Here is a 23,858-nt window from a genome sequence, read left to right on the forward strand (position 1 = left end):
CTCCATTCAGCCGCCACGAGCCCGGCCGCTTGCGGCCGGGTCTATCCGTTCAGTGCTTCCAGGCTGCTTAAGCCCAGGGGCGCAGCTCGGCATTCTTCTTCTCGAAGGACGCTATTGCCGCGGCCTTCTCCATGGTGAGGCCGATGTCGTCGAGGCCGTTCAAGAGGCAGTGGCGCTTGAAGTCGTCGAGGTCGAATTTGACCACGCCGCCGTCCGGCCCACGAATTTCCTTGGCTTCCAGATCGATCGACAGCGTCGCGTTGGAGCCGCGCGAGGCATCGTCCATCAGCTTGTCGAGATCTTCCGGGCTGACCGTGATCGGCAGGATGCCGTTCTTGAAGCAGTTGTTGTAGAAGATGTCGGCGAACGACGTCGAGATCACGCAGCGGATGCCGAAATCGAGCAGCGCCCAGGGCGCATGCTCGCGGCTCGAGCCGCAGCCGAAATTGTCGCCGGCCACCAGGATCTGCGCCTTGCGGTAGGCCGGCTTGTTGAGCACGAAATCCGGGTTCTCCGAACCGTCCTCATTGTAGCGCATCTCCGCGAACAGGCCGGTGCCGAGCCCGGTGCGCTTGATCGTCTTGAGATAATCCTTCGGGATGATCATGTCGGTGTCGACATTGACGATCGGCATGGGCGCTGCAACGCCGGTGAGCTTGGTGAATTTGTCCATGGTACCTGCCCGTCTTCTTGGCTTGCGGGGAATTTTGCGGGACGGTTTACACAAAGCCGGCAGCAAATGAAAGGCAACTGTTCGTGCGCGTGCATGGGCCAATATCGGACATGGCATGCACACCGAAGCTGGAACACCTCAAAAAAACGGCTTCGAAATCCTGGCCGGCTGGTGCAATCTGCGGCATGGCCGATCCTTCCAAAGTCCTCTACGCCAGCGAGCCCGCCCTCGACGTCGCGGAATTCCGCCGCGTGCTGGTCGATTCCGGTCTCGGCAAGGTCAGGCCCGTCGATGACGAGGCCCGGCTGCAGACGATGCTCGACAACGCCAATCTGGTGCTGACCGCGCGGCTCGACCGGCCGGACCGGCAACTGGTCGGCGTCGCCCGCGGCATGACCGATTTCTCCTGGGTCTGCTACATTTCCGACCTCGCCGTCTCGAAGGCGGCGCAGGGGCTCGGCGTCGGCAAGGGCCTGATGGATGAGGCGCAGCGCCAGCTCGGCCCTTCGGTCGCCATCAGCCTGATCTCGATGCCCGACGCCGTCGGCTTCTATGAGCGTATCGGGATGACGCGCATGACCGACGCCTTCTGGTTCTCCCGCAAGCGCTGACCGGAACCGCCGCCGATACCGGAGCCGACTCCTGCCTGGAACCGGCGAGCCAGATCGACCCCCACTCCGTCGAGCTTCGCTCGACACCTCTCCCCCGATCGACGGGGGAGAGGAAAGGTGCGCGCTTATGCCGGCTGGCTCCCTTCCTCTCCCTCCGGAGGGGGGAGAGCGACTATCTGGCGTGTCAAGTTGCATTTGCGAACTCGGTTCTCGCGTCGCGTGCTTTTGCGTTGAGGATGACGAGAAGTTTTCTGGCGAGTGCGATGCGGATGAGCATTTTGGGCTTTCCCGCCTGCTGCAACCGTTGAGCGAACGCTTTGAGATGCGGATCGAACTTGGCGACGATGGCCGCGACGACAAAGAGGATGCCACGCGGTCCGGCTCGTCCGCCGCGCACATGCCTGTTGCCGGCGCGCCTGCCGCTGTCGTTGGCGATAGGGGCGAGGCCCGCCAGCTTGGTGATGGCCTTGTTGGAGATGAGGCCGATCTCGGGCAGCTCGGCCATCAGGCGGGCAACAGTGCGGCCAGCCACACCCTTGAGCGAACGAAAGGCCGACCCCAGCTTGGCCCACAGTGGATCGTCGTCGATCATCGAGGCGATCTCGCCTTCCAGACGCCGCTCTTCGCGCTTGAGGAAGGCCAGCATGGCCTCGATGCTGGCGCATACCTCGGCATCGCGTGCGGCGCTTTTGCGCTGTTTGTTGATGGTGGCATCGCCGACAACCTGGCAAAGCCGCCCAACCAGCGCAGCAAGGCGCTGCTGGGAATTACTGGGCGGTGGGGTCGGAGCCGTCTTCTTGACTGCGCCATAATGGGCAATGACAGCAGCGTCGATCCGGTCGGTCTTCTCCAAATAGCCCATCGCCTCGGCAAAGCGCCGCACGCTTCTGGCATTGACCAGGGCGCATGGCATGCCGTGCGCCCACAAAAGCATGAAGCCAAGCCGCTCATAGCCGCCCGATGCCTCCATCACCGCAACGGCCGCGCCGTGGCTGCGACAGAACAGCCAAAGAGCTGCGATCCCCGTTGCATCGTTGGCGAAGCGCTCTATCGCCCCACTCGGCCAGACATGCGCGTCCAGCCAATCCTTGGAAACATCAACTCCACAAATGATCCTGTTCACGGTAACCTGCCTTGTACGTACGGTTGGAACCAAGCGACTGTTCGGTCGTGCGTGACGAAGGCGAAGATCCCAAGCTCTCCCGCGGCTGTAACCTCAGGTGGTACGGGCGACTTCGCCAAGCCAAGGTCCGGCTGGCCGGCCGGACCTTGGCTCAACCGCTTCAATCCCACGAAATCTCTCTCGTGTAGATACAAGGTGGCTCGGCGAAGCCGAGACGGAGTGGGGGAAGGCGCTGCTCAAACTCGAAGCCGCCTCAAGACATGCGCAAACCGGGAAGCAAGAAAACTCAGGCAAGCAACAATCAGGCTGCAGAATATTTTCGTCATCGCTTGACATGCAACCAAATGGTTGCATATTAAAGCCATGAGCATGGATGCCGTCTTTCGCGCTTTGGCCGACCCGACCCGTCGGCAATTGCTGGACAGCCTCCATGCCAGGAACGGGCAAACGCTGAACGCGCTCTGCGAGCACATGGATATGACGCGCCAGGCAGTGACCAAGCATCTGGCGATCCTCGAGGAGGCGAATCTCGTCACCACCATGCGCCGCGGCCGCGAGAAGGAGCACTACCTCAACCCCGTTCCGATCAACGAGATCGCCGAGCGCTGGATCGGCAAGTTCGAGCGCCATCGGCTCAATGCACTGAGCGACCTGAAGCAACGCCTGGAAAGGGAAGAGCCGTGAGCGAGAACAGCTTTGTTTATGTCACCTACATCCGCACGACGCCTGAAAAACTTTGGCAGGCGCTTACCGATCCGGAGTTCAACCGGCAGTTCTTCCTCTGCTCTTACCAGGAGAGCGACTGGAAGGTCGGCTCGAGCTGGAAGCTGGTCTTCCCCGACGGGCGCGTCGCCGACTCCGGCGAGATCCTCGAGATCGACCCGCCGAAACGCCTCGTCATCAAATGGCGCAACGAATGGATGCCTGAGGTCAGGGAGGACGGCTACACGCGCTGCACCTTCACCATCGAGCCGGACGGCGAATTGATGAAGCTCGCCGTCGTCCACGAGGCCGACGGCCCGCACCGGCTGATCCCGAACGTCTCCAGGGGCTGGCCGCTGGTGCTGGCGAGCCTCAAGAGCCTGCTTGAGACCGGCAAGGGTTTCGAGCGCCCGCCGTCAAAGGGGTGAAGGTTCGTTTCGTCAGCGAAACAATTCGGCCAGAGGTGGAATGTGATGCTTCAACTGTCCTTGCCGCAGGCCATGGCGAACGCGGACACGGTCATGGCCTCGGCCGAGCTTCCCGCCCCGCCGGACCGGGTCATCGCCGCGCTGGTCACTCGGGACGTCGAGCGCTGGTGGGCTTCGTCCGAAACCTACCGCATGACAGGGTGGAGAGCCGATCTGCGCGTCGGCGGAAGCTGGAGCGTTGTCGTGGAGACGGCCGATGGTCAACGGCTGCCCGCCGGCGGAAAATTTCTCGAGATCGAAATGCCGCGCCGCATCGTGCAGACGCGGCGCTACGACTGGGACCATCCGGCGCTCGGCCGAAAGGAAACGACGGTGGCTTACCTGCTCGAGCCGATCGGCGACGGCACGCGGCTCACCATCTGCCACGGCGGCTTCGCGGGTTTCCCCGACGCCGCGGCCGAGCACGCCGAAGGCTGGGCGCGGGTGCTCGGGTGGCTGCAGGCCCATCTCGACGCGCGGCAGACGGCCTGAAGCTATCCCTTGACCCGCAATCCTGCCTGTCCAGATTTTGGGGATGAAGAACAGCCGCTGTCTCGTGGGAACCGCCGGATGGAGCATACCGGCAGTATATAGGCCTTCTCTCCCGGCAGCCGGTTCGCAGCTTGAACGCTATGCAGCACGGCTTTCGGTCACGGAGATCAACTCATCCTTCAACAAGCCGCATCGCCTGGAAACCTATGAGTGCTGGGCTCGCTCCGTCCCGGATCATTTTCGCTTTTCCGCAAAACTCCCCAGGGCCGTGACGCATGAACGTCGCCTGGAAGGTTGCGATGATCTTCTGGACGTTTTCCTGGGCCAAGTCGAAGGGCTCGGTGCCAAGCTTTCGCTGCTCCTGGTTCAACTGCCGCCCAGCCTGCGGTTCGAACCCGAAACCGTCAAAAACTTCTTTACCATGCTGCGCGCGAAGACCGACCGGCGCCTGGTCTGCGAACCCCGTCACCCCAGTTGGTTCGATCCCGAAGCCGAGACCTTGCTGAGCCGCCTTCACGTCGGGCGCGTTGCGGCCGATCCCGCTCCCGTGCCTGCCGCGGCTATGCCTGGCGGCTGGCGCGAGCTTGCCTATTTCCGTTTCCATGGCGCGCCGCGCGTCTACTATTCGGACTACGAGGCCGATCAGCTTCGGGATATCGGCGAACGACTTGCCGAAATCAGCGCATCGGCCGCCGAGGTCTGGTGCATCTTCGACAACACGGCACGAGGATACGCGCTCGGCAATGCACTGTCGGTCGATGCGGCCGTCCGTCAGATGACGTTCAGCTCCCGGAACGCCCGTCCTTTGGCCACCCGCTCATATCCGAACGCCCTGCAGTCCACCGTGCGGTAGCCGCCATGCACGATGAGCTCGGCGATCGACTTGCCGACCGCCGGCGCCTGCTGCAGGCCGTGGCCGGAGAAGCCGTTGGCGAACAGGAAGTTCGTAACCTCCGGATGCGGGCCGATCACCGCGTTCTGGTCGAGCGTGTTGTAGTCGTAATGCCCGACCCAGGCGCGCGTCGGCTTGATCGCCTCGAAGGCCGGGATGCGGGTGGCCAAGGTCGGCCAGATCACCTCTTCGAACAGTGGCCAGTTGACGTCGAAATCCTTGGGGTCGGGCGCGACATCGCCTTCCTCCGGCTCGGCGCCGCCGGTGAGGTAGACCGAGCCTTCCGGCCGCACATAGATGCCGCTTGGATCGACCAGCAGCGGCATGTCGGCATATTTCTCGCGCGCCTCGAAGACGAAGACGTTGCGCTTGCGCGGCTCGACCGGCAACTCGAGCCCGGCGAAAGCCGCGACCTTGCCGGCGTTCGGCCCGGCGGCGTTGACGACGCTGCCGGCTTCCAGTGTCTCGCCATTGTCGAGCGAGACACTGGTTACGCGATTGCCGTCGCGTGAAATGCCGGTGGCGGAAGCGGTGATGAAATCGATCTTCTTGTCTCGCAAAGCCTTGCGGAACAGTGTCAGCAGCGCGTGCGCGTCGAACCAGCCCTCGCCGCTGCGGCCATAGGCACCGGCGGCGATGTCTTCAACCGACAGCCATGGGAAGCGGCGCGCCAGCTGCCCGGCGTCCTCGAGCAGGATGTCGGCGCCCTCGGCGACCTGCGTCTCGTGATTGGCCTTGAGGATCGGCAGCCCGGCTGCGCCGGCAAGGATGAGATAGCCACCCTCGCGAAAGCCGATATCGGCATCGGGACCAAAAGTCTCCTTCAGCCGCCGGAACAGTTTTAGCGTGAACTGTGACAGGCGGATGTTTTCCGGGATCGAGAATTGCTGGCGGATCGAGGCGAGCGACAAGGTCGTCGCCGCGTGGGAGAACTGCGGGTCGCGCTCGATCAGCGCGATCGAACCGGTAAAGCCCTCCTCGCGCAAATAGTAGGCAACCGAGGATCCGACGATGGCTCCCCCGATGATGACGATGTCGTAGCGCATTTTTTCTCCGAGCCAAGGCAAATCCCGGGAAAGCATCCGCCCGGAATTGCGTAGAAAGCCGTTCGCGTCTCACGCAACCGGCAGGTCGATCTCGAAGCGCGTGCCGGCTTCGGAGTCAACCAGCCTGATCGTGCCATCATGCGCTTTCAGGAGGGCCAGCACGATGCCGAGGCCCATGCCGGTGCCGCCGGACTCCCGCCTTGTGGTGAAGAACGGCTCGAAGATCCTGGCGCGGTTGGCGGTCGAGATGCCGTCGCCGTCGTCGCCGATCCGGACCGACGCGCGCTCGCTGTCGGCCGAGGCGCGGATCGCCACCTGCCGGGCGCCATGCCTTGCCGAATTGTCGATGAGATTGGCGAGCACGATGCCGAGATTCTCGGCCGAGATGCCGAGCTTGATATCGCCGCCGCCCTCAAGCCTCGTTTCCAGCCTCGTGTCGACCGGCAAGGATGCCAAGGCGGCATGAAGCGTCGTGCTTTCGCCGCTCGGTTCCAGGTTTTCGGCGCGCGCCAGGTCGAGCAGCCGGCGAACCAGGAGATTGAGCCGCCCGGCATCGGTGACGATGTTGTTGGAGAAGCGCTTGCGCTCGGCCTCGTCCATCGCGCCGCCGGAATCCCTCAGCAGCTCCGCCGCGCCCTGGATCGCCGTCAGCGGCGATTTCAGCTCATGCGAGACATGGGTGGCGAAGGTCTGGATGGAATCGGAGCGCGCCTGCAGCTTGGTCGCCATGTCGAGGAACGCCGTCGACAGCGCCGCCATCTCGCGCGTGCCGTGATGGGCGAGCGGCCTGATCGCCTCGCGATCGCCGGCGGCGATGCGCTTTGTCCGCTCGATCAGCGCATAGATCGGCCGGCTGACGGTGCGGATGAACACCAGCGCGATCAAGAGCGTGCCGCCGAGGATGGTGATCGCCGCCAACGTCACCTTGCCGCGTTCGCCATAGAGGTGCTTGACGATGTTGTTCGGCGTCCGCGACAGGTAGACGACGCCCGCAACCCGGCCATCGAGCTCGACCGGCATGGCGACGAAGACGCGCACCCTGGTGCCGCGGCTCACCGAATAGAGCGGCGGCGCCGGCTGGTCGGGGATCCTCAGGCGCAGCTCGCTGGCATAGAGGCCCGAAAGCGCGGTCCGTACCTCCTCGACGTCGCCGAGCGACCGGCCGACCTCGTCCCCGCCGGCAATCACCACGCCATGCGGATCGAGCAGGCGGAAGCCGGCAAGCGTCGTTTTCTGCGTTTGGTCGAGAATGCCGTCGAGCCGGGCGCCGATGGCCGCGAAGGCCGGGTCGGGGATGGCGGGAAGCGCCGCGGGGCGCATCGGCATGACATCGTCGGAGGCAAGGTCGAGCCGCGGCTCGATCGGATCGTAGGGATAGTTGTTGTCCCGCGCCGGATCGGCCGAGATCGGCGAACCCAGCCTTTCCTGGGGAATGCCGGCCGCGCGCACCTCCTGGGCATAGAGGGCCGCGACCACCGCGCCCTGCGCGATCAACTCGCCCTCGGTCTGGCGGATCAGCTGGTTCTCATAGAGCCGGAAGAAGAACAGGCCGACCAGCGGCAGCGCCATGACCACGATCAGGATGGCGATGACGACGGTGGCGAGCCGCGGCCGCCACCTTTCCTTGCTCAACCACCGCATCGGCCGAGCCGGAAGCCGACGCCATGCACCGTCGCGATCGCGTCGAGACAGCCGACCGCCGCCAGCTTGGCCCGCACGTTGCGGATGTGGCTGTCGACCGTGCGTTCCGAGACATGGATATTGGAGGCATAGGCATTGGCCATCACCGCGTCGCGGCCAAGCACATGAAGCGGGCGGGCGAGGAAGCCCTTCAGGATCGCGAATTCGATCGCCGTCAAGGTGAGCGGCCTGCCGTCGAAGCTCGCTTCATGGCTTGCCGGGACGAGCATGAGCTTGCCATGCGCGAATTGACGCTCGTCCCCCTCTTCCTCGACCGGTGCCGGCCGCGCGCGCCGCAGGATGACGTTGACGCGGGCGACCAGCTCGCGCGGACTGAACGGCTTGGTGACATAATCGTCGCCGCCCATCTCCAGCCCGAGCACCCGATCGATCTCCTCGTCGCGCGCGGATAAGAACAGCACCGGCACGTCCGATTTTTGCCTCAGCCTGCGGCAAACCTCCAACCCATCCATCTCCGGCATGCCGATGTCGAGCACGATGAGGTCGGGCGCCCGCCGCTCGACCGCCTGGAGCGCCGCGGCGCCGTTGGCGACGGCGGCCGTCTTCATGCCGGCCTTTTCCAGCGCGAAACAGATGATCTCGCGGATATGCGGGTCGTCGTCGGCGACGAGGATGTTGTGCGGCATCGATCAATAGCCCGGCGGGTAAGCTTGGGTGACGGCAGGATTAGAGCAATTCCAAGGAAAAGTGCGAAATTGTTTTCGGTCGGGAGTGGAGCGGCCTCGGGGCGAAAAGCAGGATACCCGCCCCATGGCATGGTCTTTGCGGCTCGACGAGCCACCAGCCGTCATTGCGGAGCCGGCGCGGCAGCGACCAGCGGGATGTGTGAGGTGTTCGCATGACGCCGGTTTCGCCGGCCGGTGCGGTAAGTGCGCGGCCGAATCCCGGAGCTTTTCAGCAAGGATTTGCAGATTTGGTGCAGAACAGCTCTCCTTGAGAGAGAGGCTCCGCCTTGCCTCATCCGCCGTCACCCGGCATAGATCGGCCTATGGCCCAAGAACCCTACAGCCCGCGCCGCTCGGTGCTCTACATTCCCGCCTCGAACGACAAGGCGCTCGCCAAGATCGGCTCGCTTGCCTGCGACGCCGTCATCATCGATCTCGAGGACGCCGTCCTGCCCGCCGACAAGAAAGCCGCGCGCGACAAGGTCGCCGGCATCCTGTCTGCGCGCCCCGAACGGCGCTGCGAGATGGTGGTGCGCATCAATCCTTTGGCCAGCGAGTGGGGAACCCACGACCTGTTGGCGGTGGCCAAGGCCGAGCCCGACGGCATTCTGCTGCCCAAGATCGGCACGCCGCGCGACATTCTCGAGGCCGGCGATCTGCTCGACGACAATTTCGCGCCGGACAACGTGAAACTATGGGCGATGATCGAGACGCCCAGGGCGCTGCTCAACATCGGCGCCATCGCCGAGCTCGGCCGCGATCCGGCGGCGCGCCTCAATTGTTTCGTTTCCGGAACGAATGATCTGGTGAAGGCAACCGGCATCCTGGCGACGCCCGACCGCCGCTACCTCATCCCTTGGCTGCTGCAGCTTGTGCTGGCCGCCCGCGCGGGCGGCCTCGATGTCATCGACGGCGTCGCCAACGATTTCCGCGATCTCGACGGCTTTGCCCGCGAATGCGCGGAGGCAGCTGCCATGGGCTTCGACGGCAAGTCGCTGATCCACCCCGCCCAGATCGAGCCGGCGAACCGCGCCTTTTCGCCGTCGGCGGAAGCGCTGGCCGGGGCCCGCGCTATCCGGGATGCGTTCGCGCGGCCCGAAAATGCCGGCAAGGGCGTGATCGCGCTGGACGGCAGGATGGTCGAGCGGCTGCATCTGGCGGAAGCCGAGAAACTTCTGGCGAAGGCCGCGATCATCGGCGCATGATGCGCCGGGCACGTTTTGAGGCCGGCTTTCCGCCCGGTCATGACGGATTAGGCACGACAGGACAGATCCATGAAACTCTACCGCTTCCTCACCGGCCCGGACGACGCCACCTTCTGCCACAAGGTGACCGCCGCGCTGAACAAGGGCTGGCACCTGTTCGGCTCGCCGACCTACGCCTATGACAAGAAGACCAAGTCGATGCGCTGCGGCCAGGCCGTGGTGAAAGACGTCGAAGGCCAGGAATACACAGCCGACACCAAGCTGAGCGACTGGTAGGGAAAGCGCCCCCTCACCCAGCCTCCGCTTCGCTCGGCTGACCTCTCCCCGAGGGGGGAGAGGAGACTGTTGGCGCCGGCGCCAACCTCTTCTCCCCACCGGGGAGAAGGTGGCCGCGAAGCGGCCGGATGAGGGGGAGACGCCACGAAGAACGATGCGATGACGAGGTGCTTTAAGGTGTGTTGAGATTCAGGTCAGGCCGCGCCGAAAATGGTGGTTTCCGAGAACCGGAGCGGAGCGTACTTTTCGTACGTGAGCACCGGAAGCGCAGAAAACCGCCATTTGCAGGCCGGTCTCACCTGAATATCAACACACCTTACCCCGCCGCCGCCTGCTCGGCCGCCTCCTCGATCCGTTCCATGTCGTCGTCCGACAGGCCGAAATGGTGGCCGATCTCGTGGATCAGCACGTGGGTGACGATGTCGCCCAGCGTCTCCTCGTTCTCGGCCCAGTAGTCGAGGATGGCGCGGCGGTAGAGCGTGATGCGGTTCGGCCCCTCGCCGGTCTGCGGGTTCCAGCGCTCGGCGATGCCGCGCCCCTCGAACAGGCCGAGCAGGTCGAAGGGGGTCTCCAGCGACAGATCGTCCATGATCTCGTCGGTGGGGAAATCGGCGATCTGGATGACGATCTCGCCGGTGAGCTGGCGGAACTCTTCCGGCAGATGGGCATAGGTCTCCAGCGCCAGAAGCTCCATCTCGTCCATCGACGGCGAGAGCTGGTCGTGCCAGGTGCGGGTCTTGTAGATACGGGCCATGAACTGTCCTTTGATCCCGGCATATAGGCTTTCGCGCCGGTAGAGGCAAATGAGCCGGTGGATAGGCTTCCCCGAGGGTAAAGAGTTAAGGAATAAATTCCTTGCGACTCCGCTTGACTCTCCCGGGCACCTCTGGAATCTATAGGAACATAACAGGAACAACTGCTGCCGGAAGTGAACGTCATGGCGATGAGCGCCGTGGCGCGGGAAACTGTTTTTGCCCTGCGCCGCCAGATCGCGAAGATCGAGGGAACGCTGCCCGAGCGCCTACAGGCGCCCGCGCCTGGCGTAGCCGCTGATGTTACCGGATCGGACATGACGCTTGTCCGGCGTGGCCTCGCCGTGGCTTCGGCGGACGCCTTCCTGCATACCGGCATCGAACGCCTCGACACCGCCCTTGGCGGCGGCCTGCCCAAGGCGGCGCTCAGCGAAATCCATGGCCTGGAGACCCGCGATGCCGGCGCCGTCGCCGGCTTCGCGCTGTCGCTCGTGAGCCTGATCCTCAAGGAGAAGCAGGGCGTGCCGATCCTCTGGGTCGGCACGACGGAGATCTTCCACGAGGCCGGACTTCCCTATGCCAGGGGCCTTCACGCCCTGTTCGGCATCGAGCCCGGACAATTGCTGTTTTCCGAGGCCCCAAAACTGCTCGACGCGCTGTGGATCGCCGAGGAGGCCGCCCGCATGACCGCTTTCGCCGCGGTCATCCTCGAGACCCGCGGCAGCCCGCGGCTTCTCGACCTTACCGCCACGCGCCGCCTGCATGCGCGGGCCCAAAGCGCCAACCGCCCCGTGCTGCTGCTGCGCCAGGCAGGCGAGGCCGATCCCACCGCCGCACCCGTGCGCCTCATCGTCTCGGCGGCGTCTTCGGCAAGCCGCGAGACGGTCGCCGGGCCGCTCGCCGGCTCGATCGGCCGCCCCGCTTTCAAAGTCGATATCGGCAAGAGCCGCACGGCCCTGCCCGGACAATTCACACTGGAGTGGAACCCGAATGAGCACGCTTTTACAGAAAGAACAGAGAATTCTGTCGCTGTGGTTCCCGCATCTCAGCGCGGAGCGGATCCTGCGCCAGCGTCTGGGGCGGTCCTGGCGTTCCCGGCCGTCGGATCACATGCCCCCATCTCACCCACCGCTGGTGATCAGCCATCGCGACAACAACACCCAGCGCATCGCGGCCCTCGACGAGCGGGCTGAGGCGCTCAAGCTGAAGCGCGGCATGGGCATTGCCGATGCCCGCGCCATGCACCCTTCCATCGACGTGGTCGAGGCCGACCCGGAAGCCGACCGCCGCCTGCTCGAAGGTCTTGCCGACTGGTGCGACCGCTACACGCCGCTGGTGGCGATCGACGGCGGGGACGGGCTGTTCCTCGACGTCACCGGCTGCACGCATCTCTTCGGCGGCGAGCGCGCCATGCAGGACGAGATCCTCACCCGCTTCTTCCAGCAGGGTTTCGATGTCCGCGCCGGCCTCGCCTCCACGCCGGGTGCCGCCTGGGCGGCGGCGCGCTTCCATGGCGACCGCATCGTGGCCGGGGGCGAAGAGGAGGCGCTGCTTTCGCCGCTGCCGCTGTCGGCGCTGCGCATCGCGCCGGAGACCCGTACCGGCCTGGAAAGTGTCGGCCTGCGCACCGCCGGCGCCGTGATGGCGGCGCCCCGCGCGCCGCTCGCCCGCCGCTTCGGCGCCACCTTGCTTTTGCGTCTCGACCAGGCGCTCGGCCGCCTCGACGAGGCCGTGTCGCCGCGCCTTCCCGTCGCGCCACTCTCGGTCGAGCGCCATCTTGCCGAGCCGGTCGTGCTCACCGACGACATCGAGCGGCTCGTGAGCCGGCTGGCGATCGCCTTGAAGACCGATCTCGAGCGCCGCGGCGAAGGCGCAAGGACGCTGGCGCTGCTTCTCTTTCGCGTCGACGGCGCCGTCAGCCGCATCGCCGTCGGCACCTCGCGGCCGATGCGCGAGCCGCGGTTGATCCAAAGGCTGTTCCACGAGCGGCTGGCCGCGCTGGAGCAGAGCATCGACGCCGGCTTCGGCTTCGACCTCGTGCGGCTCTCCGTGCTGTCGGTCGCCGCCTTCGACCTGGTTCAAGGCGACCTCGCCGGCGAGGCGGCCGACGACGATGCCGACATCGCGCTCTTCGCCGACCGCGTCCGCGCCCGCCTCGGCGAGGCCGCCGTGCTGAAGCCGGTGATCGTCGAGAGCCATCTGCCGGAACGCGCCGTCAAGACCGTGCCTTTCGCGGAAGCGCCGCAAAGGCGCGCCCCGGCAACCGGACGGATGGCGCCGCCGATGACCGTCTATCCGCCGGAGCGGCCGGTGCGCCTGTTCCGCTCGCCCGAGCCGATCGAGGTGCCGGCGACCGAGATCCCCGAGGGACCGCCGATGAATTTCCGCTGGCGCCGCGCGCTCTACCGCGTCGCCCGCGCCGAAGGGCCGGAGCGCATCGCCGCCGAATGGTGGCGGCAGCTGCCCGGCGAGGAAGAGGCGCCGACCCGCGACTATTACCGCATCGAGGACAGCGAGGGACGCCGCTACTGGCTCTACCGCCAGGGCCTTTACAGCAGCGCCGCGCAGGCCGCGCCGCCGCGCTGGTTCATGCATGGGGTCTTCGCATGAACGCACTGACCGCCATTCCTTATGCCGAGTTCGGCATAAGCTCGAATTTCTCCTTCCTGCGCGGCGCCTCCAAGCCGGAGGAGCTGGTGGTCACGGCGAAATTCTACGGCTTTGCCTCGATCGGCCTTGCCGACAGGAACACGGTCGCCGGCGTCGTGCGCGCCTGGCAGCAGGCCAAGGTGGAGAAGATGCCCTATCATCCCGGCTGCCGCCTGGTGTTCGGCGACGGCACGCCTGACATCCTCGCCTATCCCCGTGACCGCCAGGGCTGGGGGCATCTGTGCCGCATGCTGACCCAGGCCAATCTGCGCGACGAGACCGAGAAGGGCGCGACGCTGCTCAAGCTTGACGACCTGCTCGAATGGGGCGATCGCATGTCGCTGGCGATCCTGCCCGATCTGTCCGGCGGCGCGGAAGGTCATCTGGAATTTATTAGCCGGCTTAAAGATCGCTTCGGCGCGGCGCTCCGATTGGCCGTGGCGCCGGATTATGGCGGCAATGACCGCTTCCGCATCGAGCAGGCGGCGGCGATGGCCGATCATGCGCGCGTCCCGCTGATGGCGACGAACGACGTGCTCTACCATGCCGCCGAGCGCCGCCCGCTGCAGGATGTGCTCACCGCGATCCGCCTCAACACGCCGGTTTCCGAGGTCGGGCTGGAGCTGGCGGCGAATGCCGAGCGCCATCTGAAGCCGCCGCTGGAGATGGCGCGCCTGTTCCGCCGTCACCCTGAAGCGCTGTCGGAGACACTGCGCTTCGCCGACGAATTGACCTTCTCGCTCAGCGACCTCGAATACAACTATCCGGATGAGCCGACCGAATCCGGCCTCGGGCCGCAGGCCGAGCTCGCGCGTTTGGCCTATGAAGGGGCGGCAAGGCGCTACCCGGCCGGCATCCCTTCGCATGTCATCCAACGCATCGAGGAGGAGCTCGCCCTGATCGAGCGCCTGAATTACGCGCGCTATTTCCTGACCGTTTACGACATCGTGAAATTCGCCCGCAGCAAGGACATCCTCTGCCAGGGCCGCGGCTCCGCCGCCAATTCGGTCATCTGCTTCTGCATCGGCATCACCGAAGTCGGCCCCGACCGGATCGATGCGCTGTTCGAGCGCTTCATCTCGGAGGAGCGCAACGAGCCGCCCGATATCGACGTCGATTTCGAGCATGAGCGCCGCGACGAGGTCATCGCCTATATCTACGAGAAGTACAGCGCCAAGCGCACCGCCTTGGCCGCCGCCGTCATCAGCTATCGCGGCCGCTCCGCGCTGCGCGAGGTGGCCAAGGCCATGGGCCTGTCGGAGGATGTCCGCAGCGCGCTGTCCAGCACCATCTGGGGCTGGTCGACTTCCGAGCTCGGCGAAAAGGAAGCCAATGCCGGCGGTCTCGACCGCACCGATCCGCTGTCGCGCCAGGTGCTGGAGCGCGCCAACGAGATCATGGGCTTCCCCCGCCACCTCTCCCAGCATGTCGGCGGCTTTGTCATCACCAGGGACCGGCTCGACGAGGTCGTGCCAATCGTCAAGACGGCGATGGAGGAGCGCAAGATGGTCGAGTGGGACAAGGACGACCTCGACGCGGTGAAGATCCTCAAGGTCGACGTTCTGGCGCTCGGCATGCTGACCTGCCTGAAGCGCGCCCTGACCCTGCTCACCGATCATTATCCACGAGCTCGGGATCCATTTGGACGACCTTATGTGCTCGCGACACTTCCTGAAGAGGACGAGGACGTCTACGCCATGATCCAAAGAGCCGACACGCTCGGTGTCTTCCAGATCGAGTCGCGCGCGCAGATGTCGATGCTGCCGCGACTTAAGCCCCGTGAATTCTATGACCTCGTCATCGAAGTGGCGATCGTGCGTCCCGGCCCGATCCAGGGCGACATGGTTCATCCTTATCTGCGTAGGCGACAGAAGAAGGAGGAAGTTAACTACCCGAGCCTGGAACTTAAAAAGATTCTCGGCAAGACGCTGGGCGTACCGCTGTTCCAGGAACAGGCGATGAAGATCGCCATCGTCGCCGGCGGCTTTCGGCCGGGCGAGGCGGATGAGCTGCGCCGCGCCATGGCCACCTTCAAGCGTACCGGCACGATCGGCAATTACCGCCAGCGCATGATCGACGGCATGGTCGGCAATGGTTACGAGAGGGAGTTCGCCGAGCGCTGCTTCAAGCAGATCGAGGGTTTCGGCGAATATGGCTTCCCGGAAAGCCACGCCGCCTCCTTCGCGCTCCTGGTCTATGCCTCCTGCTGGTTCAAGACCTTCTATCCGGACGTGTTCTGCGCCGCGATCCTGAATTCCCAGCCGATGGGTTTCTATCAGCCGGCCCAGCTCGTGCGCGACGCGCGCGACCATGGCGTCGAAATCCGCGACGTCGACGTCAACCATTCCGTCTGGGATTGCACGCTGGAAGAGTCGGCCTTCGATCCATCCCGCATCCTCGAGCGCCACGCCTCGATGAGCGGCGTGATCCGGACGGCGCATGCCGTGCGGCTCGGCTTCCGCCAGATCAAGGGCCTATCCAAGGAACGCATGGAAGCCGTGGTCGCGCAGCGCGGCGACGGCTATCGGTCGGTCAGGGATGTCTGGCTGCGCTCCGGCCTCGATGTCGGCGAGATCGAAAGACTGGCTGAGGCCGACGCGTTCCGCTCGATCGGCCTCGACCGCCGGGCCGCTCTCTGGGAAGTCCGGGCGCTTGACGGCAAGAGCGCCGCCGAGAAACTGCCGCTGTTCGACCAGCCCTCGCTTCGCCTGCGCGAGCTGGAGCCGGAAACGAAACTGCCGAAAATGCCGCTCGGCGAGCATGTCGTGCACGACTACCGCTCGCTCGGCCTGTCCCTGAAGGAGCATCCCGTCGCCTTCCTGCGCGAGAGGCTGGACCGCGCCGGCGTCACCCCCAATGCCCGCCTGCCCTCGGTGCGCGACGGCCGCCGCGTCTCCGTCGCCGGGCTGGTGCTGGTGCGCCAGCGTCCCGGCAAGGGCAATGCGATCTTCCTCACGCTGGAGGACGAAAAATCGATCGCCAACGTCATCATCTGGCCGCGCGTCTTCGACCGCTTCCGTCCGGTGGTGATGGGCGCGCGCTTCATCCGCGTCACCGGCAAGCTACAGCATGAATCGGACGTCATCCACATCGTCGCCGACAGGATCGAGGACCTGACCTCCTGGCTGAGCGTGCTGCTGGAGTCCGCCAATCGTCCGGCCATCGAGCCCGCCGAACGGCCGGTTGGATCCGCCGCAAGCCGTGGCCTGCCTGTCCACCAGGATGTCGCCACGCTGTCGAGCGCCGCGCAACAGGTCATGCCGAAAGGACGGAATTTTCAGTAGGCTCAGATTGGGACTGTCGAAAGAAGGCGCGGCGCCCAAGCTGCCAATCTCCCCCTTGTGGGGGAGATGTCCGGCAGGACAGAGGGGGCGCTGTCCCGCCAGCATTTCGGACTTCCGTGCTGCAGCGGCCGACGCCTCGCTGCCGCTTGCGGAATCCCCGTCACGACGGCCCGCCGAGCCGTGGCGGCGGTGGTGTCAGCATGTCCTCGGCCGAGATCGTGCGCGCCTCCGAAGGCAGCATGATGGGGATGCCGTCGCGCACCGGATAGGCGAGTTTCGCCACGCGCGAGACCAGTTCGCTGCGCTCGGGGTCCCAGGTCAGCGGCCCCTTGGTCAGCGGGCAGGCCAGCAATTCAAGAAGCTTCGGATCGACCTCGGCTTTTCGTCCATCCCGTCCGTCCGCCATGAACCCAACCCCGTATCGGCAAACTATTGTAAACTGGACCCAAACTCGTCATCCTCGCGCGCCAGCGTCATTTCGGTGATGGCGATCAGCGTCTCGGCGCGCGTCTTCAGGTCCGGCGCTTCCAGGAGCGCCTGTTTCTCGGCCGGTCCATAGGGCGCCATCATCGACAGCGCGTTGACCAGCATGCCATTTTCGGCGCGGCTGACGCTCTCCCAGTCGGCCTCGAGGTCGTTGGCCTGCAGATAGGCGCGAAACGCCTTGAGCAGCGCCGGCCGGTCGACCTCGGCGGCGGCCGGGTCTTCCTCGAGGTCGGCTAGGAACGGCGCGATCTTGCACTGCCGGAACGGCGTTTTTGCCCCGAGTTCCTGGACGATGCGGAACCGGCACACGCCCTGCAGCGAGATCAGGTAGCGGCCGTCACCCGTCTCGGCGAGCGAGATGATGCGCCCGGCGCAGCCGACGCTGCACAGCTCCGGCTCGCCGTCGTCGCGCGACGCGCCGTCGAGGCTCGGCTGGATCATGCCGATCAGCCGCGAGCCGGCCATCGCCTGGTCGATCATCTGTAGGTAGCGGGGCTCGAAGATGTTGAGCGGCATGCGGCCGCCGGGCAGAAGCAGCGCTCCGGCGAGCGGAAACACCGGGATTGCCGTCGGCAAATCCTTGGCCAGCCGGTAGAGTGCGTTACCGACGCGCACCGCAACCCTCCCAAAGCAACGCCGGCAAGCGCATCACCCTGCAATCTCCTCTCGCACCGGCAACTCGTCTCCGCCAGCCTGCCCTTATCTGGCGCTGGCAATCCTTTGCTCAAGCCTGCCGGCCGCGAGAGCCGGCAAAAAACTTTGAGGGCAACTCCGGAAACCTTCGGCTTCCGCCCGGGATTGCGCAAAACCAAGCCTAAAGCATGTCTCCCGAAAGAGGGAACCGGGTTTCGGGTTTTCCGTGCGGAATTGCGCCGGAACAATAGCGAGGCGGTCCGGCGAATCCGTGAAACGCCGAAACCGCTTTACGAGAACAGCAGCGACGAGAGCTTGCGGCGTGCCGCGAGCGTCGCCTCGTCGGTCATTCCCCAGGCCTCGAACAGCTTCAACAGCTGCGCCCTGGCGCCGTCATCGTTCCAGCTCCGGTCGGCCTTGACGATCGCCAGCAGATTGTCGGCGGCGGCGTTGCGCTCGCCGCGCGCGTTCTGGATCATCGCCAGGTCGAAGCGCGCCTGGTGGTCGGCCGGGTTGGCGGCGAGCCGGCGCTCGAGCTCGGCCGGATTGCCGAGCGCGGCTGCTTCCGCCGCCAGCGTCATCTTGGCGCGCAGCGCCGCCAGCGCCGGCGCGTCCTTCTTGTCCTCGGGCGCCCGGGCGAGCACTGCTTCGGCGCCCGCCACGTCGCCCGCATCGAACAGGATCTCGCCCAAGCCGGCGATCGCCTCGAGTGTCTCGGGCGCCTGCTCGAGGATCGCGTCGTAGATATCGGCCGCGGTCTGCACGTCGCCGGCGGTTCGCGCCTCGGCGGCCGCGGCAAGCGCGTCCGCGATCTGCGGCGCGCCGCCGCCCTTGCCGCCGACCTTCTGGATGAACTGAGCGATCTGGCTTTCGGGGATGGCGCCCATGAAGCCGTCGACGGGCTGGCCGTCTTTGAAGGCGATGACCGCCGGGATCGACTGGATGCCGAGCTGGCCGGCGATCGAGGGATGGTCGTCGATGTTCATCTTGACCAGCTTGACCTTCCCGCCGGCGGCCTGCACCGCCTTTTCGAGCTGCGGCGTCAGCTGCTTGCAGGGCCCGCACCATGGCGCCCAGAAATCGACCAGCACCGGCTGGCGTCGCGATTCCTGGATGACGTCGGCGGCGAAGGTCGCGGTGGTCGTGTCCTTGATCAGGTCGGCCGCCGCCGGCGCCTCGCCCAGCGAAACCTTGGGCCGGTCGCCGCCATATTGCACCGTCTGGGCATACTGGCCGCCATTGCCGCCAAACGCGCCGCTATACGGATTGTTGTCGCTCATCGTGTCGCCCTTTCGGTCGCGCTCCCAGGCGTCTGCGCCCGGCGCGTCATTGTCGGATTTCGCAATCGCCTTCCATGTGGCGATCAAGCCCTGACTTTCAAGATTGTGAGACTTTCAGGATAACAGGATCGTGGCCGGTTGCCTCGACGAATCTGATCAGGTCGGCGGCGGCGATCGAGGTTGTCGCCTCATTGGTCAGCGGATGGCCATTGATGATGTCGTGGCTCATCAACGCCTCGTCGAGAACGACCTTCACTTTGCCCTCCGTGTCGTTGATCAGGCCGAAGACGGTGACCGCGCCGGGGATGACGCCGAGCAGCTCCATCAGCATCTCCGGCCTGCCGAACGACACCCGGCTGGCGGCTCCGATCAGATGGTGGATCTGCTTCAGGTCGACCACGGCCTCCTCGCCGACGGTGACGAGGAAATAATTGTCCTTCTTGTCCTTGAGGAACAGGTTCTTGGTGTGGCCACCGGGAATCTCGCCGCGCAGGGATTGCGAATCGGCGACGGTGAACAGCGGCGGGTGCCTGACCGTCGAAACGGAAATGCCGAGATCGGCAAGAAACTGGTTGAGCTCGGCTTCGGTCTTCGGCATCGGTCCTCGCGCGGTCAAAAGAGCGGTCATGCCGTTTACGGCGAACGGTGCCGTTCTCGCAAGGCCGCGCCGGGCAGGCTGGGCAACTCCAGGAGAAATGTGTGACCGTCAGGCTCGGCGCGGATAGCGTTCAGTCCGAAATGCCTCGGAACAATGCGGTCCGCCATTGCCATCAAAGGGCGGAATGCTTTGGCGATGTCGGCCTGGCTCGCAGTCGCCCGCAAGTCGCATGAAAAAGACCGTCATTTCCCTGTTGCAATCGCCGCGCTCTTCGGCCATATAGGCGCGGCTTGCGGCCCGAGGCCGTGCGAGCGGGTGTAGCTCAGGGGTAGAGCACAACCTTGCCAAGGTTGGGGTCGGGCGTTCGAATCGCCTCACCCGCTCCAGTTTCCTCACCGAGGATCAAGCAAACGAAAAGCCGCGGACCTCCGCGGCTTTTTCGCGTTTTAGGCTTTGCAGGCGAGCCCGGCCCGGCGTGGCCCCGAAGCCGCCTGGGCCGTCTGCGAGAGCCGTTTTCGCCGTTCGCTATGAATTCTGGCGAAGGGATCAAGCACATGGCCCATGCGATATTTCCTTCAGAGAGGCACGTCCGCCATCCGCGAAGTATCCGCCGCCCATCAGACTTGGGTCGCATGCCGAAGGGACTGTAGAGCCTCTTTTGCCGGGCGCCAGACAACTATATGTTGTGTGAAAGCGCCGGAATTAAATCCGGCCGGGCAGTCTCGCGGGGCGTGTCCCCGCGGTCTTTACGTGGGGCATTGCTAGGGCAATTCCGGAAAGTGAGCGGTTGAGTTCGGCGCCTTCGCCGTGACCTCCGTCCGGAATCGCGTCGATGCAACAGGCTGGGGCAAGACGGTCATGAGGTTCACGGCCCTCCAGGATCCGTGCGGCCAATGGATGGTGTATGACCTGTGGTCCGGCTACCCGGCGCAGATATCGTACATGATGCTGCTCGGACTGACGCAGGAGGAAGCGGAAGAGCTCGCCTGCCAGGCGAATGAGCTTATCTCGGCGCCGCGCCCGGCCATGCTTTCTGGATATTTCAGCTCTTCATCTATGTTTTACTGGCCCTGGCCGGAACAATCCAACCCTGTTCCGGCTTCTACGCGTGTCGCGGACGTGCGCAGCGGTTCCGGGGCGAACAGGTCAAAACCAAGATTTGGGGTGTTTCGGCGGTTCCCCGTGAGACGCTGAAACCTTCAGCTGCGCCGGACAAGGAGCGCCGATGAGGTTCGCTGCGATGCAGGATCCATGTGACGACTGGCTTGTCTATGATCTGGTTGTCGACCTCCCGGCGGAGATTCAGGGCCGGGTGCTGATCGGGTTGACGCGCGACGAAGCCGAGCAGCTTACCGACCAGGCCAATGCGGGATTCGGCGGGCCGGCTGGCAATTCGCCGGTCCCGCTCGCCAGTGTCGCCTGAGGACGCCGGATCGCCGAACCGCGATTCAACCCCTGATCACATCGGATAACGTTTGCGTGCCAGTCCATTTCAATGCTGCGCCGGCTTCCATATTTCCTTCCCGGGCCGAGAATCGCCGGCGGTGAATGGCCTGCACCGCGACACGACGTGACCGGACGGCCCTTTCGGAAAAAGCGGGTTTACCGCTTCCTCCATTACGAGGAGATGTCATCATGCGTTCTTTCATCCCAAAGATCATCGCGGCCGCCTCGATCTTCGCGGCCATACCGCTTTCGAGCGCCTATGCCGTGCACCGCCACCATAGGGCACAGGTCGACACCATGACCACGGCGTCGGTGCCTGCGGACCCGGAAGCCAGAGCCGCAACGCAGCAGCTGCTGGGCGTGAAACAAGGTATCCGTGACGCCAGGCAGGCCGGCAAGATCTCCGAGGGTCAGGCCCGCGACCTGATGCGGCAGGCGGATGCCATCCGGCCCACCGGAGGCCGTTCGGCGATCGGTGAGATCAACAATCTGGATCAGCGGCTTCAGAGTGCCACCGGCCAGGGAACCTATATGGGCGACGGCTCGGACGGCGGCTACTATCCGAACGGCTGACGAACATGCGTTCCCGGTAAGGCGGCTGCCGGTGTGATCGAGCCTTCCCCGGCCAGTTGCGTGAATCAGCGCAAACGCCGGGAATTGCTTGAAGCCGGCCCAACCTCGTCATTCTATGGCGGAGCAAGGAGCGAAGCGACGCGGCGCAGACCATAGAATCCATTCCGTGACTTCGAAGCGTTGGCGCGGCCCAGAATTCTGCTCCGTTGGACGCCTTGGCGAAGGTAACGGCATGGATTCCAGGGTCTTCGCGACGGAGCTTCGCTCCTGCTCCGCCCTGGAGTGACGATCGCGATGGGCGTTTCGGCCAGTATCCGAGGCATGCCACCTGCCAACTCTAATGATTGTGGGACTGCTGGAACCCAGCCACGTCATATTGCGACACGCTCTTCGGGTTCTTCGAATTCTGCGGCTGCTCGCCTGCGTAATGCGTCCCGGCATTGCCGTCCGGGTTGAAGGCCGAACCCGGGGCTGAGGCGGCGTGGCCCGGCGTGGCGTCGCCTGTCTGAGGCGTGCCGATGGTCTGGTTGGGCTGACCTGTCGTGCCGGTTACGGTATGGACATTGGCGGCCAAGGCGATGCCGGCGGAGGCTATGAACAAGCTTGCCGCTATCGGCGTGAGGAGATGTCTCATCATGTTCTCCCAAAGCATTGGATTTCAGGAGGGCGCTCGGGTCTTCGGAGCACCCGGCGGACATTCATGCGCCGTTAACGCTCCCGAAGCGTCATTCGTCCCGGCTCTCACGAAACGGTGATGGGCAAGCGGGGCCTGCCGGCAAGCCGCGACTGGCCGCGAAACTACGCCAGCCTTGCCCGCGTCGTCCGCGGCGTCGCCAGCAACAGGCTCGTTTCGCTGCCCGTTATGCCGGGGATCAGCCTTATGCGCCGCAGCACCGCATCGAAATCCGTCAGCGTGGCGGTGCCGAGTTCGACCACCAGGTCCCAGCGGCCGTTGGTGGTGTGGATGGTCGAGACCTCGGCGAGACCGCCCAGCGCCTTGACCACGCGGTCGGCGGCGTGGCCCTCGATCTCGATCATCATCACGCCGCGTATCTTCTGGTCGACCGCGTCGGCGCGCAGCACCACCGTGTAGCCGATGATCTCGCCGGATTTTTCCAACCGCTCCATCCGCGCCCTCACCGTGGCGCGCGAGACGCCGAGATCGACGGCGATGTCGGAGACGCTGCGCCGCGCATCGTGCCTGAGCAGCGTGACCAGTCTTTCGTCGAGCGCATCCATGATTGCCCACTTCGATCAAATCCCTTGCCCAGAATGATAGATTAATCTTCTCGAAATGCCAATTTCGCCTGTTCAAACCGCCAGCGGCTGATGATCCAATCAGCCAATCAATCGCGAGGGCTATGAGAATCATGCGCTGCAGGATCGTCGGCGCGCCGGTGCAAGACGGCGCGGGCAGGATGGGATGCGAGATGGGGCCGAGCGCGCTGCGCACGGCGGGCCTCGTCTCGGTGCTCTCGGAGCTTGGCCATGAGGTCGAGGACTGGGGCGCGATCGAGAAGGCCGCGGCGCGCCCGATGGTCCATGGCAACCTCGCGCTGAAGGCGCTGCCGGAGATTTCCGCCTGGACCGCGGCGATCGCCGAAACCGCCTACGCCGCTTCGCGGGACGCCATGCCGATCTTCCTCGGCGGCGACCATTCGATCTCCGCCGGCACAGTATCCGGTGTGGCGCGCCGCGCCGCCAAACGCGGCCGGCCGCTCTTCGTGCTGTGGCTCGACGCGCATCCGGATTTCCATACGCTCGACACCACCACCAGCGGCAATCTACATGGCGTGCCGCTCGCCTATGCCAGCGGCCAGGCCGGCTTCAAGGGCTATTTCCCGGATCTGCCGCAAGCGGTCGACCCCGCCCGCATCTGCGCCATCGGCCTGCGCAGCGTCGACCCGGCCGAGCGCCGCGCGCTCGCGGAGGCCGGCGTCACCGTGCATGACATGCGCGCCATCGACGAGCACGGCATCGCCCCGCTGCTGCGCGCCTTCCTGGCCCGCGTCGAGCAGGAGGACGGCCTCCTGCATGTGAGCCTCGACGTCGATTTCCTCGACCCCTCGATCGCACCGGCCGTCGGCACCACGGTGCCGGGCGGCGCCACCTTCCGCGAGGCGCATCTGGTGATGGAGATGCTGTCCGACAGCTGCCTCGTTTCCAGCCTCGACCTTGTCGAATTGAACCCGTTCCTCGACGAGCGCGGCCGCACCGCGACCCTGATGGTCGATCTTACCGCCAGCCTGATGGGCCGCCGCATCATGGACCGCCCGACCCGCAGCCATTCCGGAAGCCTCTGAT

Annotated in this window: 25 protein-coding genes and 1 tRNA gene; 14 read left to right on the plus strand and 12 right to left on the minus strand. The window is 65.2% G+C overall.

Features of this window, described 5'->3' with window-relative positions; translation table 11 throughout:
• Positions 1-67 precede the first annotated feature (67 nt).
• Positions 68-673: a 3-isopropylmalate dehydratase small subunit gene (gene leuD, locus MJ8_RS31800; protein WP_201412464.1), complete on the minus strand. Its 606-nt coding sequence runs from the start codon at positions 671-673 to the stop codon at positions 68-70.
• A 185-nt stretch (positions 674-858) separates the two neighbouring features.
• Here leuD and MJ8_RS31805 point away from each other — a divergent pair, with 185 nt between their 5' ends.
• Positions 859-1,284 (plus strand): GNAT family N-acetyltransferase, encoded by a 426-nt coding sequence (locus tag MJ8_RS31805; RefSeq protein ID WP_073989898.1) that lies wholly within the window; start codon positions 859-861, stop codon positions 1,282-1,284.
• Between the two features lie 184 nt (positions 1,285-1,468).
• On the opposite strand, the gene MJ8_RS31810 is transcribed toward MJ8_RS31805, so the two are convergent.
• The gene (locus tag MJ8_RS31810) at positions 1,469-2,407 is read right to left on the minus strand and encodes an IS110 family transposase (protein ID WP_201412284.1); all 939 of its coding nucleotides are present in this window, start codon (positions 2,405-2,407) and stop codon (positions 1,469-1,471) included.
• A 363-nt stretch (positions 2,408-2,770) separates the two neighbouring features.
• Here MJ8_RS31810 and MJ8_RS31815 point away from each other — a divergent pair, with 363 nt between their 5' ends.
• Genes MJ8_RS31815 through MJ8_RS31830 form a run of 4 tightly spaced genes read left to right on the plus strand, consistent with a single transcriptional unit; the run spans position 2,771 to position 4,921 of the window.
• Positions 2,771-3,091, plus strand: coding sequence for an ArsR/SmtB family transcription factor (locus MJ8_RS31815; RefSeq protein WP_040987974.1), 321 nt, complete (start codon positions 2,771-2,773; stop codon positions 3,089-3,091).
• The gene (locus MJ8_RS31820) at positions 3,088-3,537 is read left to right on the plus strand and encodes an SRPBCC family protein (RefSeq protein WP_201412465.1); all 450 of its coding nucleotides are present in this window, start codon (positions 3,088-3,090) and stop codon (positions 3,535-3,537) included. Before MJ8_RS31815 ends, MJ8_RS31820 begins: the two co-directional genes overlap by 4 nt.
• A gap of 45 nt (positions 3,538-3,582) precedes the next feature.
• Positions 3,583-4,068 carry an SRPBCC family protein gene (locus MJ8_RS31825; RefSeq protein ID WP_201412466.1) on the plus strand — a complete coding sequence of 162 codons (486 nt, stop codon included), beginning with the start codon at positions 3,583-3,585 and terminating at the stop codon, positions 4,066-4,068.
• A 43-nt stretch (positions 4,069-4,111) separates the two neighbouring features.
• Complete coding sequence (locus MJ8_RS31830) at positions 4,112-4,921, plus strand: DUF72 domain-containing protein (protein ID WP_201412467.1); 810 nt, start codon at positions 4,112-4,114, stop codon at positions 4,919-4,921.
• Here MJ8_RS31830 and MJ8_RS31835 read toward each other — a convergent pair.
• From MJ8_RS31835 to MJ8_RS31845, 3 genes are all read right to left on the minus strand, one after another.
• Complete coding sequence (locus MJ8_RS31835) at positions 4,840-6,006, minus strand: NAD(P)/FAD-dependent oxidoreductase (RefSeq protein ID WP_201412468.1); 1,167 nt, start codon at positions 6,004-6,006, stop codon at positions 4,840-4,842. The two genes, MJ8_RS31830 and MJ8_RS31835, sit on opposite strands and share 82 nt — an antisense overlap.
• Positions 6,007-6,075: 69 nt before the next feature.
• Entirely contained in the window at positions 6,076-7,575 is a 1,500-nt protein-coding gene (locus MJ8_RS31840; protein WP_412177137.1) for an ATP-binding protein, read from the minus strand.
• A gap of 59 nt (positions 7,576-7,634) precedes the next feature.
• A complete protein-coding gene (locus MJ8_RS31845) occupies positions 7,635-8,333 on the minus strand; it encodes a response regulator transcription factor (protein WP_201412470.1) in 699 nt (232 codons plus the stop codon).
• A 362-nt stretch (positions 8,334-8,695) separates the two neighbouring features.
• Between MJ8_RS31845 and MJ8_RS31850 the strand changes: the two genes are divergently transcribed.
• Both MJ8_RS31850 and MJ8_RS31855 read left to right on the plus strand, forming a co-directional pair.
• On the plus strand, positions 8,696-9,577 hold the full coding sequence (locus tag MJ8_RS31850; RefSeq protein ID WP_201412471.1) for an HpcH/HpaI aldolase/citrate lyase family protein: 882 nt from the start codon (positions 8,696-8,698) through the stop codon (positions 9,575-9,577).
• A 69-nt stretch (positions 9,578-9,646) separates the two neighbouring features.
• A complete protein-coding gene (locus tag MJ8_RS31855) occupies positions 9,647-9,853 on the plus strand; it encodes a DUF1737 domain-containing protein (RefSeq protein WP_040987961.1) in 207 nt (68 codons plus the stop codon).
• 316 nt (positions 9,854-10,169) lie between these two features.
• Here MJ8_RS31855 and MJ8_RS31860 read toward each other — a convergent pair whose 3' ends face one another.
• Positions 10,170-10,607: a metallopeptidase family protein gene (locus tag MJ8_RS31860; protein ID WP_040987958.1), complete on the minus strand. Its 438-nt coding sequence runs from the start codon at positions 10,605-10,607 to the stop codon at positions 10,170-10,172.
• A gap of 183 nt (positions 10,608-10,790) precedes the next feature.
• Between MJ8_RS31860 and MJ8_RS32510 the strand changes: the two genes are divergently transcribed.
• Genes MJ8_RS32510 through MJ8_RS31870 form a run of 3 tightly spaced genes read left to right on the plus strand, consistent with a single transcriptional unit; the run spans position 10,791 to position 16,538 of the window.
• Positions 10,791-11,798 (plus strand): ImuA family protein, encoded by a 1,008-nt coding sequence (locus tag MJ8_RS32510; RefSeq protein WP_225248088.1) that lies wholly within the window; start codon positions 10,791-10,793, stop codon positions 11,796-11,798.
• Entirely contained in the window at positions 11,716-13,215 is a 1,500-nt protein-coding gene (locus tag MJ8_RS31865) for a DUF6504 family protein (protein ID WP_225248089.1), read from the plus strand. The genes MJ8_RS32510 and MJ8_RS31865 overlap by 83 nt, the downstream gene beginning before the upstream one ends.
• Positions 13,212-16,538: an error-prone DNA polymerase gene (locus tag MJ8_RS31870; protein ID WP_201412473.1), complete on the plus strand. Its 3,327-nt coding sequence runs from the start codon at positions 13,212-13,214 to the stop codon at positions 16,536-16,538. Before MJ8_RS31865 ends, MJ8_RS31870 begins: the two co-directional genes overlap by 4 nt.
• A gap of 160 nt (positions 16,539-16,698) precedes the next feature.
• Here the strand turns inward: MJ8_RS31870 and MJ8_RS31875 are convergent, their stop codons facing one another.
• From MJ8_RS31875 to MJ8_RS31890, 4 genes are all read right to left on the minus strand, one after another.
• Positions 16,699-16,944, minus strand: coding sequence for a Trm112 family protein (locus tag MJ8_RS31875; protein WP_041009904.1), 246 nt, complete (start codon positions 16,942-16,944; stop codon positions 16,699-16,701).
• Between the two features lie 23 nt (positions 16,945-16,967).
• Positions 16,968-17,639: an LON peptidase substrate-binding domain-containing protein gene (locus MJ8_RS31880; RefSeq protein ID WP_201412474.1), complete on the minus strand. Its 672-nt coding sequence runs from the start codon at positions 17,637-17,639 to the stop codon at positions 16,968-16,970.
• A 308-nt stretch (positions 17,640-17,947) separates the two neighbouring features.
• Positions 17,948-18,937, minus strand: coding sequence for a thioredoxin (gene trxA / locus MJ8_RS31885; protein ID WP_201415639.1), 990 nt, complete (start codon positions 18,935-18,937; stop codon positions 17,948-17,950).
• Between the two features lie 97 nt (positions 18,938-19,034).
• Positions 19,035-19,535 carry a prolyl-tRNA synthetase associated domain-containing protein gene (locus tag MJ8_RS31890; protein ID WP_201412475.1) on the minus strand — a complete coding sequence of 167 codons (501 nt, stop codon included), beginning with the start codon at positions 19,533-19,535 and terminating at the stop codon, positions 19,035-19,037.
• Between the two features lie 311 nt (positions 19,536-19,846).
• Between MJ8_RS31890 and MJ8_RS31895 the strand changes: the two genes are divergently transcribed.
• The 3 genes from MJ8_RS31895 to MJ8_RS31905 all read left to right on the plus strand — a co-directional run bounded on the left by MJ8_RS31895 (position 19,847) and on the right by MJ8_RS31905 (position 21,554).
• Positions 19,847-19,921, plus strand: a tRNA-Gly gene (locus tag MJ8_RS31895).
• 839 nt (positions 19,922-20,760) lie between these two features.
• Positions 20,761-20,958: a hypothetical protein gene (locus MJ8_RS31900; protein ID WP_201412476.1), complete on the plus strand. Its 198-nt coding sequence runs from the start codon at positions 20,761-20,763 to the stop codon at positions 20,956-20,958.
• A 212-nt stretch (positions 20,959-21,170) separates the two neighbouring features.
• On the plus strand, positions 21,171-21,554 hold the full coding sequence (locus MJ8_RS31905) for a hypothetical protein (protein WP_201412477.1): 384 nt from the start codon (positions 21,171-21,173) through the stop codon (positions 21,552-21,554).
• A gap of 337 nt (positions 21,555-21,891) precedes the next feature.
• On the opposite strand, the gene MJ8_RS31910 is transcribed toward MJ8_RS31905, so the two are convergent.
• Both MJ8_RS31910 and MJ8_RS31915 read right to left on the minus strand, forming a co-directional pair.
• Positions 21,892-22,188, minus strand: coding sequence for an adenylate cyclase (locus MJ8_RS31910; protein WP_225248090.1), 297 nt, complete (start codon positions 22,186-22,188; stop codon positions 21,892-21,894).
• Between the two features lie 164 nt (positions 22,189-22,352).
• Positions 22,353-22,793, minus strand: a complete 441-nt coding sequence (locus tag MJ8_RS31915) for an Lrp/AsnC family transcriptional regulator (RefSeq protein ID WP_201412479.1) — start codon at positions 22,791-22,793, stop codon at positions 22,353-22,355.
• A gap of 131 nt (positions 22,794-22,924) precedes the next feature.
• On the opposite strand from MJ8_RS31915, the gene rocF reads away from it, so the two are divergent.
• Positions 22,925-23,857, plus strand: coding sequence for an arginase (rocF, locus tag MJ8_RS31920; protein ID WP_201412480.1), 933 nt, complete (start codon positions 22,925-22,927; stop codon positions 23,855-23,857).
• Position 23,858 lies beyond the last annotated feature (1 nt).

It is taken from the genome of Mesorhizobium sp. J8 (genome assembly GCF_016591715.1).
In the GTDB taxonomy this organism is placed as follows: domain Bacteria; phylum Pseudomonadota; class Alphaproteobacteria; order Rhizobiales; family Rhizobiaceae; genus Mesorhizobium.

What these genes read in the sequence shown, in the direction of transcription:
- leuD (WP_201412464.1), bottom strand. Translation starts at nt 673, where the DNA reads ATGGACAAATTCACCAAGCTCACCGGCGTTGCAGCGCCCATGCCGATC.
- MJ8_RS31805 (WP_073989898.1), top strand. Translation starts at nt 859, where the DNA reads ATGGCCGATCCTTCCAAAGTCCTCTACGCCAGCGAGCCCGCCCTCGAC.
- MJ8_RS31815 (WP_040987974.1), top strand. Translation starts at nt 2,771, where the DNA reads ATGAGCATGGATGCCGTCTTTCGCGCTTTGGCCGACCCGACCCGTCGG.
- MJ8_RS31825 (WP_201412466.1), top strand. Translation starts at nt 3,583, where the DNA reads ATGCTTCAACTGTCCTTGCCGCAGGCCATGGCGAACGCGGACACGGTC.
- MJ8_RS31830 (WP_201412467.1), top strand. Translation starts at nt 4,112, where the DNA reads ATGAAGAACAGCCGCTGTCTCGTGGGAACCGCCGGATGGAGCATACCG.
- MJ8_RS31835 (WP_201412468.1), bottom strand. Translation starts at nt 6,006, where the DNA reads ATGCGCTACGACATCGTCATCATCGGGGGAGCCATCGTCGGATCCTCG.
- MJ8_RS31840 (WP_412177137.1), bottom strand. Translation starts at nt 7,575, where the DNA reads ATGGCGCTGCCGCTGGTCGGCCTGTTCTTCTTCCGGCTCTATGAGAAC.
- MJ8_RS31845 (WP_201412470.1), bottom strand. Translation starts at nt 8,333, where the DNA reads ATGCCGCACAACATCCTCGTCGCCGACGACGACCCGCATATCCGCGAG.
- MJ8_RS31850 (WP_201412471.1), top strand. Translation starts at nt 8,696, where the DNA reads ATGGCCCAAGAACCCTACAGCCCGCGCCGCTCGGTGCTCTACATTCCC.
- MJ8_RS31855 (WP_040987961.1), top strand. Translation starts at nt 9,647, where the DNA reads ATGAAACTCTACCGCTTCCTCACCGGCCCGGACGACGCCACCTTCTGC.
- MJ8_RS31860 (WP_040987958.1), bottom strand. Translation starts at nt 10,607, where the DNA reads ATGGCCCGTATCTACAAGACCCGCACCTGGCACGACCAGCTCTCGCCG.
- MJ8_RS32510 (WP_225248088.1), top strand. Translation starts at nt 10,791, where the DNA reads ATGGCGATGAGCGCCGTGGCGCGGGAAACTGTTTTTGCCCTGCGCCGC.
- MJ8_RS31865 (WP_225248089.1), top strand. Translation starts at nt 11,716, where the DNA reads ATGCCCCCATCTCACCCACCGCTGGTGATCAGCCATCGCGACAACAAC.
- MJ8_RS31870 (WP_201412473.1), top strand. Translation starts at nt 13,212, where the DNA reads ATGAACGCACTGACCGCCATTCCTTATGCCGAGTTCGGCATAAGCTCG.
- MJ8_RS31875 (WP_041009904.1), bottom strand. Translation starts at nt 16,944, where the DNA reads ATGGCGGACGGACGGGATGGACGAAAAGCCGAGGTCGATCCGAAGCTT.
- trxA (WP_201415639.1), bottom strand. Translation starts at nt 18,937, where the DNA reads ATGAGCGACAACAATCCGTATAGCGGCGCGTTTGGCGGCAATGGCGGC.
- MJ8_RS31890 (WP_201412475.1), bottom strand. Translation starts at nt 19,535, where the DNA reads ATGCCGAAGACCGAAGCCGAGCTCAACCAGTTTCTTGCCGATCTCGGC.
- MJ8_RS31900 (WP_201412476.1), top strand. Translation starts at nt 20,761, where the DNA reads ATGAGGTTCGCTGCGATGCAGGATCCATGTGACGACTGGCTTGTCTAT.
- MJ8_RS31905 (WP_201412477.1), top strand. Translation starts at nt 21,171, where the DNA reads ATGCGTTCTTTCATCCCAAAGATCATCGCGGCCGCCTCGATCTTCGCG.
- MJ8_RS31910 (WP_225248090.1), bottom strand. Translation starts at nt 22,188, where the DNA reads ATGAGACATCTCCTCACGCCGATAGCGGCAAGCTTGTTCATAGCCTCC.
- MJ8_RS31915 (WP_201412479.1), bottom strand. Translation starts at nt 22,793, where the DNA reads ATGGATGCGCTCGACGAAAGACTGGTCACGCTGCTCAGGCACGATGCG.
- rocF (WP_201412480.1), top strand. Translation starts at nt 22,925, where the DNA reads ATGCGCTGCAGGATCGTCGGCGCGCCGGTGCAAGACGGCGCGGGCAGG.